Raw genomic sequence first — 16,068 nt, forward strand, 5'->3', positions numbered from 1 at the left:
TATGCTCAGAATATTCGCCAAATTTTACTTTCATTTTACTTAATAAAGCAAATAAGTAAATAGATTGACATGGAAATTTTAGGATAATATAATAAAAGTATTCTGCTTGCAAAGGAAGGATATCGTTATGATTACTGGACATTCCAATATCAGAGAGAATCCGACAGTGAACGAGAATAGAACAGACTATCCCCGCAATCATACCATCCATCAGTTATTTCAAGAACAGGCCCGCTTGCATCCCGATGCCATTGCGGTAGCCTCAGACACCATTCAATATACGTACAAGGAAGTAGATCAGTATTCAAACCAGATTGCCGCACTTCTTCGTCAGAAGGGAGCAGACCGCGACAAAATAATCGGTATTATGTTAGAGAGATCCCCTGAAATGATAATTGCTTTAATAGCCGTTCTCAAATCAGGGGCTTCTTATTTACCGATTGATTCCGAAACACCTGGGGAACGAGTGAATTATATGCTCAAGGATAGTGGGGCATGTATGCTGCTGACATCTCATCCTGAAGAGAATTACATAGAATGTATCGGTTTGGAGGTTATTCATCCCACCATTGAGGATTATTGTGACTTTCCATCCGATGCATTGACGGATATTAATCAGGCAGAAGATCCGGCTTACATCATTTATACATCGGGATCAACGGGTCTCCCCAAAGGAGTGGTGATCTCTCATCGATCAGCCATTCGTGTTGTATGTAATACCAATTACATCACCATTACGGAGCAGGACCGCATGCTTCAGATGTCCAACTATTCATTTGATGCATCGGTGTTTGAAATATTTGGAGCTCTACTGAACGGAGCAAGATTGGTCATTATTCAGAAGGAAGAGGCACTTCACATGCCCAGCCTGGCCCGCTCCATTAAAAAAAATGGGATTACCGTTATGTTCATCACAACTGCTTTTTTTAATGCTATCGTGGAACGTGAAATATCCTGCTTCCAATCGGTTCGCAAAGTGCTCTTTGGCGGGGAAAGAGTTTCGTTAACACATGTAAAAAAAGCGCTTGATTATATGGGGAGCGATAAGCTTATTCATGTTTATGGACCTACGGAAAGCACGGTTTTTGCCACATATTATCCTGTAAATGAAATCGAAAAGGAAGCGCTTACAGTGCCGATTGGCATTCCAGTCGCTAATACCTCCGTTCTGGTATTGGATGAGCATGATCATCCCGTCCCTGTTGGAGCAACCGGTGAATTATGCATATCCGGTGATGGACTTGCGCTCGGTTATTTGAATAACGATGAACTCACAGAACAAAAATTCATTCCGCATCCCTTATTTACATCAGAACGGATGTACCGCACGGGTGATTTGGTTCGCTGGACGCCTGAGCATACCCTTGAATTTTTGGATCGAATGGATCAACAGGTGAAGCTTCGTGGTTTTCGGATCGAGCTGGGTGAAATTGAAACCCATTTGTCCCGGCATGATGCGGTAGCAGAGGCATTTGTCATGATGCGAACAAACGATGCAGGCCATGCCTATCTGTGTGCATATATGGTGTTGACCCAAGAAAGCTCGATTGAGGAGCTGCGTCTTTTCCTGGAACAGAGAATACCGGAGTATATGGTGCCAAGCTATTATGTCAAACTGGAGCTGCTTCCGTTGACTGCTAATGGCAAGATTAACAAAAGTGAATTACCTGAGCCGGATAGCAGCATCCATTCAGGCAGGGAATACGTTGCTCCGACAACAGAGTTGGAACAACACCTGTCCATGATTTGGAAGGATGTACTACAGATCGAGCAATTGAGTGTAAATGACAGTTTTGCACATCTGGGCGGTCATTCCCTTAATGCCATTGAAGTGATTGCACGGATTAATGAGGATTTAAGTGCAAGTCTGCCATTAAACCAGCTTTTCCGTCTTGGAACGATCCAAAATATAGCAACATTTTTGGAAGAAAATAATGATGAGGATAACACGGAGGCTTACTTTACGGATCAAGGTGATCCTGCCAATATGCTTGAGCCATTTGGTCTTACGGGTATTCAGCTGGCTTATTTGATTGGACGTGACCCTGCATTTGAGCTGGGTGGAGCTGCAACCAATTTTACGGTCGAATTCGAGGCCGAGGCGGATATGGATTTGGTTAATGCAACTTTGCAGAAATTGATCAATAGGCATCCTATATTACGAACAGTTGTGTACGAGAACGGGACACAGCAAATATTGAAAAGTCCACCGTTATACACGGTAGAAGTGATAGACGTGTCAGAATGGGATACGGCATATCGTAGCTCGCAAATGGAAGCAGAGAGACAACGAATGATGACAAAAGTGATTGTTCCAAGCGATTGGCCATTATTTGAAATGAAAGCTTACCGGATGTCAGAGAATCAATATTATTTTTTTCTGAATCTGGACCCGCTTATCTGTGATGACAGCAGCTTGAAACTGCTCATCAAGGAATTCAAATGGCTCTATGCGAACGGGGATCAGGAGCTGCCGGAGCTTCAATATAATTTCAGGGACTACGTTCAGGCAATGGCACGTTTCAAACAGTCTGCACGTTATTTCAAGGATCAGCGCTACTGGATGGACAAGCTGGAAGACTTTCCGGGTTCTCCGACTTTGCCGCTCAAATGTAATCCGGCAGACATAAACGTGCCCCAATTCAGCAAATTCTCGAACTTTATAACGGGTGAACATTGGAACAAGCTTAAACAGCAGGCAAGGCAGCATAACGTTACCCCAACTTCCATTTTATGCTCAGCCTATGCCTATGTACTTGCGCATTGGTCAAACCAGGAGAGATTTGGGGTCAACCTGACCGTATTTAACCGGATTCCGTTTCATGAAGATGTGAAGAGGATGGCGGGAGACTTTACAACGCTGATGCTGCTGGATATTGATGCCCAAAAATCTCTGAATTCGTTCTGGACATTTACAGAGTCAGTGCAACATTCATTGCTGGATGCATTGGATCACAGACATTATGATGGCGTTGATTTTATAAGACAATTGGGCAAAAAACATGATATGCACAAAAGAGCAGTCATGCCAATTGTATTTACAAGTGTCTTAAATGAAAATGTGGAAGATTCATTTGACGCTTTGTTTAACTTTGACCAGATCAAGTATTTCAGTACAAGAACCTCACAGGTTTATATTGATAATCAGGTCTATGAAATCAATGGCGGTTTGTATATCACATGGGACTTTGTGGATCAATTGTTTGAACAAGAAGTGATTGAATCTATGTTCCAGCAGTATCTGAACATTCTGAACCAAGTGATCTCTGCAACACAAGTTACCAAGCTTGAGTTAAGTCAAGCGAGCAGGCAACTCATCAAACAGTATAACGATACGAGCAAACCGTTTACTCTGAAGCCTTTGCATGACCTGTTAACTGCAACAGCGACCAGATTAGGAGATCGGGTGGCGATTCAGCATCATGAACGTTCCATTTGTTACATAGAGTTGGAACGCAGATCGAATCAGATAGCTAGGTATTTGATCGATCACGGAGTACAGCGGGGCGATTATATTGGTGTGTATGGCAAGAGATGCATTGACACCATTGTGAATATATTCGGTGTGCTCAAAGCGGGAGCAGCTTATATTCCGCTTGATCCGGACTATCCGGAGGAGCGTAAGCAATATATTCGCGAAAAGGCCAACTGTAAATTTTTCATCATGCCAGAGCTATATGAGACGGAATCGTTAGAAACCTACTCTGCGGAATCCATAAACAGCAGAGTGACGAATGATGATATGGCCTATGTTATTTTTACTTCTGGCAGCACGGGCAAGCCCAAAGGTGTGCAGATCAAGCACGGCGCAGCAGCCAATACGATCCTGGATATGAATGAAAGATTCAACGTAACATCCAGTGATCGAATGATGGGCATATCTTCATTATGTTTTGACTTATCCGTCTATGATATTTTCGGCGCAGTCAGCAGCGGGGCTTGCCTGGTTCTTATTGATGATCAGCGTGACATGTTTCAGCTCAAGAACGTGATGGAACAAGAAAAAATCACCATTTGGAATTCGGTTCCTGCTCTTATGGACATGTGTGTTGATCTGTATTCACCGGGAGAGAAGAACAACGACCTTCGTCTGGTATTGCTTAGTGGTGACTGGATATCTCTGCGGCTTCCTCAGAAAATAGTAGACGTATTTCCTGAATCTGAGGTGGTTAGTTTGGGAGGAGCCACTGAAGCATCGATATGGTCCATCTATTACCCAATCACGGCAGTGTCTGAGCAATGGAAGAGTATCCCTTATGGTAGACCACTAGCCAATCAACAAATTCATGTGCTGAACAGACAACTTCAACCATGCCCTGTAGATGTTGAGGGGGAATTGTACATTGGAGGAAGCGGTGTAGCAAGCGGTTATCTTCATGACGAGGAAAAAACAAGACAGTCATTCATTGTTCATCCACAGTTCGGGTACATCTACAAGACAGGCGATTTTGGTGTCCTTCGATCCGAAGGTTATGTGGAGTTCCTGGGCAGAAAAGATAGCCAGGTCAAAATCAAAGGTTATCGGGTAGAACTTGGTGAAATTGAGAACGTACTTTTGCAAGCTGAAGATGTGCAAAAGTCAGCCGTTATTGATGTTGCTGACGAGAACGGAGTCAAGAGCCTTGTTGCCTTTGTTGTTACAGATCAGGATGTGGACACACTGCCACTGAAAGCCCTTTTGCAAAGTAAATTACCAAATTACATGGTTCCGTCCATGTTCCTGAATGTAGATGAAGTTCCGCTTACTGCCAATGGCAAGGTCAACAAAGCGACACTTGAACAAGTGGCAAGGCAGCATCAACTCACTGTTCGTGAACATGCTGTAGTGGATACAGAGCCTGTCAATTCCATTCAGGAACAGCTGCTTCAGATCTGGAGTGATGTGTTTGGCTTGAAGCAGATTGGCCTGAACGTAAGCTGTTTTGATCTCGGCGGAGATTCGCTGAAAATTATGGCAATGGTGGCTGAAGTGAAGAAGCGTCTTCATGTTGAAGTTCCCATTGGTGAAATGTTCCGAAATGATACGATATACAGCTTGGAACAATACTTGGTTACCAAAGCACATGTCAAACCTGCTGTGATCATTGAGAAGTTAAGTCGCCGTGACCGGTATAAGGCTTCTGCAGCCCAGAGAAGCATGTACACCCTCTCGCTGCTTGAAAATAATAGGGGAGCTTATCACATTCCCATGGCGTTGCTTATGGAAGGAGAAGTACACTTCGTACGGCTTGAGAGAGCGCTTCAAACGTTTATTGAGAGGCATGAAATACTGAGAACTGGATTTGAAGTGATAGAGGATGAGCTTATTCAGACGGTTCATACAAACGTAGCCTTTGAACTTGAATATGATGATCTTGGAGAACTCGATACAAATGACCATGAACTCGTTCGTTTGACAAGCAACCTGTGCAAACAGTCCACTCAAGCTTTTGATCTCCGCCAGCCTCCTTTAATGAGGGCAAAACTGGTGAGAATTGGCCATGGACGTCATTTGTTTATTATAAATTTCCACCATATTGTGGCTGACGGTACATCTCAAGGCATATTGATGAACGAATTGCTGGAGCTCTACAGTGGCTCAATTCTGCCAGACGTTGATGTGCATTATCAGGATTATACGGCATGGCAGGAACAGTACAGTCATTCGGATGAGATGGCGAAACAGGAGGCGTACTGGCTGGATATATATAGTAGTACCCCGCCAACACCTGAGCTTCCGTACGACTTCAAACGACCTGAAGTTAACAGGTATGAAGGAAACAACATCTACAATCACTTGGGCGAGAGCCTGACCTGCGACATCAGGCAGCTTGCCAAGGATACCGGATCAACGTTGTATATGGTGATGCTTAGTGCCTATTTCCTATTACTGCACCGGTATACACATGAGAAAGACCTGGTTGTGGGTACGGCTGCCTCTGGCCGTCTGCATGAGCCGTTACAACATATGTTTGGAGTATTTGTGAACACCATTGCATTGCGAAACCAGATGAACGAATCGGATACGGTCAGACAGTTTATTGAGCAAATCAAACAATCAACCGTAGCAGCCTTTGAACATTCAGAGTATGCATTTGATGAACTGGTGCGAAAAACAGGTGCGCAGCGTGAGTTCAATCGTAATCCGTTGTTTGACACGATGTTTTCGCTAGAGAACGCTTCGCTGTTTACTCGTGAAAAAGAGGGTATGCAGGTGTCGCCTGTCATGTTTAATCTGGATAATGCAAAATTTGATCTGACATTCAACATCCTTGAGTTTGAAAATGAAATCGTGCTTAACGTGGAGTACTCCACCGATTTGTTTGGTCAGGAAACCATTCAGCGCATGAGTGAAAACTATATTGCCTTAGTAGGCAACATGATATCCGGTCTGGAACAGCCGCTTAGCGAGATTGAAAGTGTGTCTCCGAGAGAAAGAGATCAGTTGATTCATACCTTTAATTCACCATCTATGGAGTATCCGTTGCATCAAACTGTGGATGAGCTCTTTGAACAGCAAGTGAGACGTACACCGGATCATGTTGCTCTGGTGATGGGCGAAAATCATGTAACCTATCGCGAGTTGAACCAACGAAGTGAACAGCTTGCTGATCTACTACGGAAAAAAGGAGTGCGTGATAACAACATCGTCGGGGTCCTCGCAGAGCGTTCAATCGATGCGGTGATCGGAATGCTGGCGGTTCTAAAAGCAGGCGGAGCATATTTGCCCATTGACCCAGCCTATCCAAATGATCGTATCCATTACATGCTTGAAGACAGTCAGACCCAATGGGTATTAACACCGAAGGAACGGTTTGAACATGTCGTTCAGGGAAAAGAAAGCTCTGTCCATCTCATTGATTTGCAGACTGAACTTTTGCAAACGGACGAATTTCTGGTCTCCTCTTCCTTGCAACCAATACGGGGGCAAAGTCGGGATCTGGCTTATGTCATTTACACATCAGGTTCCACAGGTCAGCCCAAGGGAGTGATGGTTTCACACCAATCGCTTGTTCATTTGTGTACATGGCATCATAAACGGTATCAGATTACCGATGCTGATCGCAGTGCCAGCTATGCAAGCTTGAGCTTTGATGCTTTTGTGTGGGAATTGTTCCCATACCTGTTGTCAGGAGCTTCCGTACATCTGATTCAGGATGAAATCAGGCTGGATGTGGTGCGCATCAATGATTACTTCCATCAGCATCAGATTAGTATTGCGTTCCTGCCTACAGCGATTTGCGAGCAGTTTATCCGGCAGGAGAATCGTTCCCTTCGAACATTGCTGACGGGGGGAGACAAGCTGAATTATTTTGAATCCCGAAACTATGAGGTTGTAAATAATTATGGACCAACTGAAAATACAGTCGTCACCACAAGTTTTACCATAGATCAGATGTATTCCAATATTCCTATAGGTCGACCACTGCCGAATACCAACGTGTTTATTCTGAGTGGCAGTGACCAGCTTTCGCCTATAGGGGTTCCGGGTGAATTGTGCATAAGCGGAGCCGGACTTGCAAAAGGGTATTTGAACAGGCCGCAGTTAACGGCAGAGAAGTTTGTTCAACATCCGTTTAATCCAGAACAACGGATGTATCGGACCGGAGATTGGGTTCGTTGGCTTTCGAATGGCAATATTGAATATTTGGGTCGTATGGACGATCAGGTGAAAATACGGGGATTCCGTATTGAGCTTGGAGAGATTGAACATCTGCTTTTGCAGAACCCAGGGGTGTTAGAGGCGACAGTTGTCGCGCATACAGACCCGGCAGGTTCGACATTTCTTTGCGGCTATGTGGTTTGTCATGAGGGGTATCCTGTGGGATTCATCGATGAGATTAAAGAAGAATTGACTCGGTGTTTGCCTTCGTATATGGTGCCTGCCCATCTCGTCATAATGGATCGTTTGCCTTTAACAGCTAATGGTAAAGTGAACCGTAAGGCATTGCCGATTCCGACACTATCGGACAACCGAACAGCTATCGCGTATGAACCACCAAGGAATCCGGTTGAAATTGCACTGGTCACTCTTTGGCAGGACATTCTAAAGATTGGAAATGTGGGTGTCCATGACCGGTTCTTTGATATTGGCGGACATTCCCTGCTGGCGACCATACTAATCTCCAGATTACACAAGGAGATGCAGGTAGAAATGCCACTGGTACAGATTTTCCGTACGCCTACAATCCGTGGCATGGCCCAATTCATTCTGGATCATAAAAAAAGCAAATATACATCTATTCCCCATGCGCCATTGCAGTCCTTGTATGATTTATCAGCAGCGCAGCAAAGAATTTATATTTTGAGCAATCTGGATCCTACGGATACAGCCTATAATATGCCTCTTGCTATGAAATTAAAGGGAAGCATAAATAAAAAACAATTGAATGAGGCGTTCTCCCGCCTGATTGCAAGACATGAATCGCTTCGAACTTCATTTGTCATGAATCAGGGTAAGCCTGCTCAACGAATTATGCCAAGCGTCGACTTTGAAGTTCAGTATAGTTCCCTCCATACCGCAGGGGAACCACCTGTTCTATCCGAGTGGGTACAACCTTTTTCATTAGAAAAAGCTCCGCTGATGCGGGCTGAACTTGTGCAAACCAAAGCAGATGAACATGTCCTTTTGTTTGACATGCATCATATGATTTCAGATGGAATTTCGATCGGGATTCTATTGCATGAACTGGCCGAGTTCTACAATGGCAAAAAATTGCCACCTGTCGCTACACAGTACAAGGATTATTCACTCTGGGTACACGAGCGACAATCTAACAGTGACTCGATGCGGCATGAGAAATATTGGGCTGATGTATTGAAGGAAGAGGTTCCGGTTCTTGACCTGCCTTTGGATTTTCCACGGCCGAAGACTAAGACGTTTAATGGTGATCAGATTCGTTTGCATCTGGATGAAACACTGACGGTTTCCCTTGAGCAGCTGGCCAATGATCAGGGAGCCACCATGTATATGCTGTTTGTCTCGGCATTTACAACACTGCTCTCCAGATATACCGGACAGGAAGATATCCTGATTGGTACACCGGTATCAGGTCGGAATCATGATGATCTCAACCGTGTTGTCGGCATGTTTGTAAACACAATAGTTCTCAGAAATGCGCCGCTGGGCCATTATACCTTCCAGCAGTATCTGGAACAGGTGAAGGAAAATACACTTCAGGCCTATGAGCATCAGGAATATCCATTTGAACGTTTGGTGGAACAGGTTGATGTGAAGCGTGATCCTTCACGCAATCCACTGTTTGACGTCATGCTTGTTCAAAATACAGATCATCTTGATCTCCAGATGAACGATGTAGAGGCCGGTTTGCTTGAAGATGGCATTCAACGTTCCAAATTTGATATGACGGCCAGAATGAACAAAACCAACCTGAGCTGGAATCTCGAACTGGAATATAACACGGATGTGTTCCGGGCGGAGCGTATTCAGCGCTTTGCTGAACATTTTGTCGAGATATTGAGACAGGTCGCTGCTGCTCCAGAAGTACGACTGGATCAATTGGATATTCTGACGCAACCTGAGAAAACCGTTCTGACAGGGTTCAACCCGCCGAGACAGGCCTATGAACGGGACAAAACATTGGTCCAGATGTTTATGGAGCAGGTTGAACACAATCCGGACAACATCGCTTTAGTTTTCGAGAATGAACAGCTGACCTACCGCATGTTGAATGAGAGGGCGAATGTCCTGGCTTGCGAGTTACGTCAGGAAGGAGCAGGACCAAATCACATTGTAGCTGTGATGGTTGAGCGCTCCATAAATATGATCGTTGCGATTGTAGGTGTGCTCAAATCAGGTGCGGCTTACATGCCGATCGATCCTGAACTTCCTACTGAGCGTAAGCGTTATATGCTGACTGACAGTGGTGCGCGTTTATTATGTACAGCAGATCATTCCATGGTGGATGACCTTGTGTTTGAAGGTACAGTTATTTTATTGGATGCATTGGATCGTTCAGGGCTACGTGAACCAGTACGTGAACCGGACTTGATCAACCATTCCAGCGATGCGGCTTATGTCATTTATACTTCGGGTTCTACTGGCAAACCCAAAGGCGTCGTTGTTGAACATTACAATGTTCACAATCTGGTGGACGGATTGGTGGAAGCGATATATCAGCACTATGAGACCCCTTTGAATATTGCATTGATTGCGCCATATATCTTTGATGCCTCGGTGAAGCAGATTTTTGCTGCTTTGCTGCTGGGACATGCACTGCATATCGTGCCTAAGAGCACAGTCTGGGAAGCAGATCTTTTGCTGAATTATTATGCTCATCATCATATTCATGTGTCCGATGGTACGCCTGCTCATCTGAAATTGCTCACTCTGGCCTCGAACGGATGCAAACAGCAGTATGAACTGCAAGAGCTGATCATTGGTGGGGACGTGCTGACCTTCGATCTTCTCGATGAAGTATATACCACGCTCCCTGGAATGAGAGCAAACGTTACAAACGTATATGGACCGACGGAATGCACGGTGGACGCGGCTTGGAACAGAATCATGTATGGGATAGGCGAGCGATCAGGAACGATTCCGATTGGTAGACCGATCCGGAATACAAGTATTCTGATTATGGATCGTTACAATCGTCCTCAGCCGGTTGGTGTACCCGGTGAGCTGTGTATTTCTGGTGAAGGTGTAGCACGCGGTTACTTGAATCAACCGGATCTTACGGCAGAGAAGTTTGTGGACTCACCTGTAGACAACGATCGGAAAATGTATCGTACAGGCGATACCGCCAAATGGCTACCGGATGGAACCATTGAATTTGTTGGTAGACAGGATGATCAGGTTAAAATCCGTGGTTATCGAATTGAACTGGGGGAAGTGGAGTACCAGTTAACCCGCCTGGAGGTAATTCAAGAGGCATATGTTAATGCAGGTCAGGATGACAGTGGTAATGATTATCTGTGTGCTTATATTGTGATCACTGATCCGGGGATCTCCATTATGGACGTGCGTGAGAAACTTGAGTTACAGGTTCCTTCATATATGATACCAGCCCATTTTGTCAAAATGGACCACTTGCCGAGAACGGTAAGCGGAAAAGTGGATCGCTCCCGTCTCCCTGAACCGGGCAACAGCATACTGGATGACTCGAAGTATGAATCGCCGAGGAATGACAAAGAGCAAAAGCTTGTTCAGATATGGGAGAACATCTTGAATCTGGATTCCATTGGGATTCATCACAACTTTTTTGTTATGGGTGGGGATTCCATCAAGGCACTTCAGACGATTTCCGGATTGTCCAAGCTGGGTTTGAAAGTAGAGATGAAGGATCTCTTTGCCAACCCGACGATCCGGCAGCTTAGTCCATATGTTAAGCAGTCCCAGACCCCAACTACTGGGAATGCTGAGGTGACAGGTGAGGTTTTCCTAACGCCCATTCAGCAGCGCTTTTTTGCAAGAAACGATACGGATCACAACCATTACAATCAGGCTTTTATGTTATTCGGGCAGGATGGGTTCGATCAGAACGCCATTCGGCTTAGTTTCGATAAACTGATGGAGCATCATGACGTGTTAAGGATGGTTTATGAATATAACTCTTCTGGAGAAATGATCCAGACTATCCCGAGCTATAGAAGCGGTATGTTTGAGTTCGATATTGTGGATGTCAGAGGCGCAGCACAACCAGAGGCAGAGGCATTCATTGAAGAGCAGGCATCGTTATTGCATAAGAAAATGCGGATTCATGAGGGACAGCTCGTTAAACTCCGGCTCTTCCGGCTTGATGAAGGCGATCACCTGTTAATCACTATTCATCATTTGGTCATGGATGGTGTGTCCTGGAGAATTTTGCTCGAAGATTTGGAGTCGTTATACATGCAAGCGGTTGAACAAAAGCCGTTTGATGTGGGACCCAAAACCGTCTCTTACCAGCAATTTGCTGCTGCATTAAAGTCGTATTCCAAACATCACCTTTTGCAAAAGGAGCAGGCGTTCTGGAAAAACGTGTCCAGTGTGTATACGCCATTCCTGGATTCTCAGCGCCAAACAACGGACACAGTCCATGACCATGGTCATAGCGCTACCCTTGTATCTGAGCTTGATCGTGAACAAACCGGCTGGCTTCTTCAACAGACAAACAGAGCCTACCAAACGGAGATTAATGACATTCTGTTGACTGCACTTATGCTAAGTGTAACCGAAATGACCGGTCAATCCCGATTCAAAATCATGCTGGAGGGGCATGGCCGACAAGGACTTGAAACCGAGCTGGATGTCAGCAGAACGGTCGGATGGTTTACATCGGTATATCCGGTAGTATTTGACCTGTGTCAAGAGCTGGAATTGCCTAAAGCAATTAAAACAGTCAAGGAAACACTGAGAGCCGTTCCCAATAAAGGCATCGGATACGGAATTCTCAAGTATATGGCTGCTGATCAGCATGGTTTTGCAGATGAAAAGGAAGCATCTATTTTGTTCAATTATATGGGTGAACTGGACAGCAGTTTGGAACGGAACTTGTTCAGTTCGTCTCATATCCCGGTAGGACAAACGGTGGGTGGGCAGCTCATCAGAGCGCATGATTTTGAAATAAATGCAGTTGTAATGGATGGAAAGTTCACCGTTCATACGACTTACAGTGATGGAGCATATGAAGGTGACATTGCTGAACAGCTTAATCGGTTGTTCATTTACAACTTGCATCAAATCGTTCAACACTGCCGGAACAAGCAGGGCACAGAGAGAACCCCGTCCGATTATGGGAAGCATCCTGTATCCATAGCGGAGTTGGAAGCCATACAAAATAGGGTTGATCCACTTGTGATTAGCAAAATTTATCCGTTGACCTTAATGCAATCCGGCATGCTGTACCATTCGCTGGAGCAAGAAACATCACACGCCTATTTTGAGCAGGTATTTGTGGAATTAAAGGGTAACGTTGATATGGAGATATTGAAATACAGCTTTGGACGGGTGATACAGCGCCATGAAGGGCTTCGTTCCATATTTGAATATCAACTTGTACAGCAACCTCGCCAGCTTATTATTGACCAGCAGCAGGCTGAATGGTTGATGCTGGATTGGACCGGAAAGAGCCAGGATGAACAGCTTCAACGGATGGAGCAGTTCATGACTGCTGATCAGGAAAGAGGGTTTGACCTCAGCCGGGAGTTATTAATCAGATTCTGTCTGATCTCCAGAGGGGTGGATGCGTACACACTGGTCATCAGTCATCATCATATTTTGCTGGACGGCTGGTGTCTGGACATCCTGATTCATGAAATGTTTGAGATTTATGCCAGTCAGCAGGCTGGGCAGCCTGAAATGCTGGAAGAAACCAGGCCGCTGGGGGACTACCTCGACTGGCTTGATCAACAGAACAAGGAGGAAGCACTGGCTTATTGGAAACTGTATCTCCAGGGCTACTATGAACGAGTCTCTTTGCCCAAAACAGGGGCTAACCTGGATACAGCAGCGCCAACGTTGCGGGAGCAGGAAATTCAATTCCCGCGTGAACTCACAAGTCAGCTAAAACAGTTCGCTGTGAACCATCAGGTTACATTTAATGCGTTGATTCAGGCAATATGGGGCATGGTCTTGTGCAGATACAGTGGTACAGAAGATGTCGTATACGGCACAGTCATTTCCGGGCGAGACGCAGATGTTGAAGGAATAGGGAATATGGTCGGGTTGTTTATTAACACGATTCCTACGAGGGTGAAGCTTGAATCGGATGAGCTTTTTGCCAATGTTCTCCGCAGGGTTCAACAGGAAGGGATGGAAGGTCAAAAGTATGGCTATGTTCACCTGGCAGATATACAGGATCAAAGTGAATTAAAAGCTGATTTGCTTGACCATGTACTGGTATTCCAAAATTTTGGTAATGAACAGGCTGCGAGCCTTGCGGCGGAGCATGTGACAGGAGTCACGCTGGAGCGCGTTTATGGCAATGAGCATACACACTATGATTTGAGTGTGACTGCTGTTCTGGACGATACATTCAGACTTAAATGGTCTTATAACAGTAACGTACTGGATTCAGATCTGATGAATGGTCTGGGTAATCATGTTCTCTACGTGGCGGAGCAAATTAGTGCAAACCAGAATATTCGTGTAAGCGAAATTGCTCTTATTGGCGAGCAGGCCCGCCATAAGATGGAGTTGTTATCCCATGGCCCGATGACACCATATCCCAAAGAAAAGACATTATCTCAGCTATTCGACGAACAGGCAGAGCGAACTCCGGATGCAGTTGCATTGGTCATGCATGAAAAACAGTTCACCTACCTGGAGCTGCAGGAGAAATCAAATCAGATGTCGGAACGTTTGCGCATGCGAGGCATTCAAAATTCATCCATCGTAGGACTGATGGTACAACGCTCTTCCGAGATGATTATAAGTATTCTTGGAATTCTCAAATCCGGAGCAGCCTATTTACCGATCGATCCCGAATGGCCAAGAGCACGAATTGTGCACATGCTGCATGACAGCGCTGCAGCCTTGCTACTTACGGAGGAACAATGGATGGAGGATTTCACAGGCGTCACTGAAGTCATGAATGTACATGCGAATGTTGAAGACACCATCCGATTAGAGAGCATAGGCATGAAGGAATCAGCACCAACCTTGGCATCCGAGGATAAGGCCGGAGACGATCTGGCTTATATTATCTACACTTCGGGCTCTACGGGGAAACCAAAAGGTGTAATGATCTCCCATGCCAATGCCATTCGGGTAGTGAAAGATACAAATTATATTCAGATCTCTGCATCCGATTCGATATTGCAGCTTTCAAATTATGCCTTTGATGGCTCGATATTTGACATCTTTGGAGCGCTATTAAACGGCGCGAGGCTGGTCATGATTGAACAGGAGACACTGCTGGATATTAACCAATTGTCCAAAGTGCTGACAGAGGAGAGAATTACGGTCTGTTTCATGACGACTGCTTTGTTCAACCTGCTGGTTGATCGTGCGCCTCATTGTTTGCTTGGACTTCGAAAACTCCTGTTTGGAGGGGAGCGGGCTTCGGTCTCCCATGCCCGAAGAGCTCTTTCTCATATGGGAGCAGATAAACTGATTCACGTATATGGTCCTACGGAAAGTACAGTGTTTGCAACAAGTTACCCTGTACAAGCCATAGGTGACAATGATGGAAGTCTTCCGATTGGCAAGCCCATTGCGAACACATCTGCATGGATTCTGGACGACAATCAACAGTTTGTTCCAAATGGAGTACCTGGAGAGCTTTATCTCTCAGGTGATGGATTAAGTCTCGGTTATCTGAACAATGAAGAGCTGACTGAAGCCAAATTTGTCAACAATCCATATCAGCTTCATGGACGAATGTACCGTACTGGTGATCGGGTACGCCGACAGTCTGACGGAATGATTGAATTTTTGGAGCGAATGGATCATCAGGTGAAGCTGAGAGGTTATCGGATCGAGCTTGGGGAGATTGAACAGATACTGATTTCGCATGAGCATGTCCGTGAAGCCACGGTTGTAGCTGTCAAAGATTCGGGTGGGCAGGATACATTGTGTGCTTACCTTACCGTCCTGAAAGAAGTCAATCGGGTGGATATGCAATCCTATATGGAAGCCCGTTTGCCAGGCTATATGGTTCCTTCCTATTTCAAGGTATTGGAGCAGCTCCCACTTACGCCAAACGGGAAAATAGACCGCCATGCGTTGCCTCGCCCTGAGATCGCAGTCAAATCAGAGACAACGTATGAGGCACCTTCCAATTATGTGGAGGAACAGCTAGTAAACATATGGGAAGAAGTGCTGAATGTGAAGCCGATAGGCACCGCCCACCATTTCTTTGAATGCGGCGGGAACTCCCTGAAAGTGATGCATGCAGTTCAGTTGACTAACCGAAAGTTGCAAATGGAATTAAAAATCAGTCAATTTTTTGAGTATCCAACGATTAAACAACAGGCCTCTCATATATTGGGCGGTAGCACAGCTGGCCCTGATGTGAATGAATATGTGGAAGAAGAGATTTAGCAGTTCGTTCTTTATGTACAATAAATGAGTCAATGATCCGTGAGAGACTGCATCACAGATAGCCCCTTCATTAGATGCGGTGTAGAGGTGCAGTTTCTCCC

The 16,068-nt window shown here is 45.3% G+C and carries 1 protein-coding gene; it reads left to right on the forward strand.

The features are described 5' to 3' along the window. The first annotated feature begins 127 nt into the window (after nt 1-127). The gene (locus MKZ13_RS13245; protein ID WP_339184548.1) at nt 128-15,967 is read left to right on the forward strand and encodes an amino acid adenylation domain-containing protein; all 15,840 of its coding nucleotides are present in this window, start codon (nt 128-130) and stop codon (nt 15,965-15,967) included. Nucleotides 15,968-16,068 lie beyond the last annotated feature (101 nt).

This window comes from Paenibacillus sp. FSL R5-0701, assembly GCF_037973995.1.
GTDB lineage: Bacteria > Bacillota > Bacilli > Paenibacillales > Paenibacillaceae > Paenibacillus.

Excerpts from the sequence above, each read along its gene's own strand:
- MKZ13_RS13245 (WP_339184548.1), top strand. The coding sequence starts at position 128 with ATGATTACTGGACATTCCAATATCAGAGAGAATCCGACAGTGAACGAG.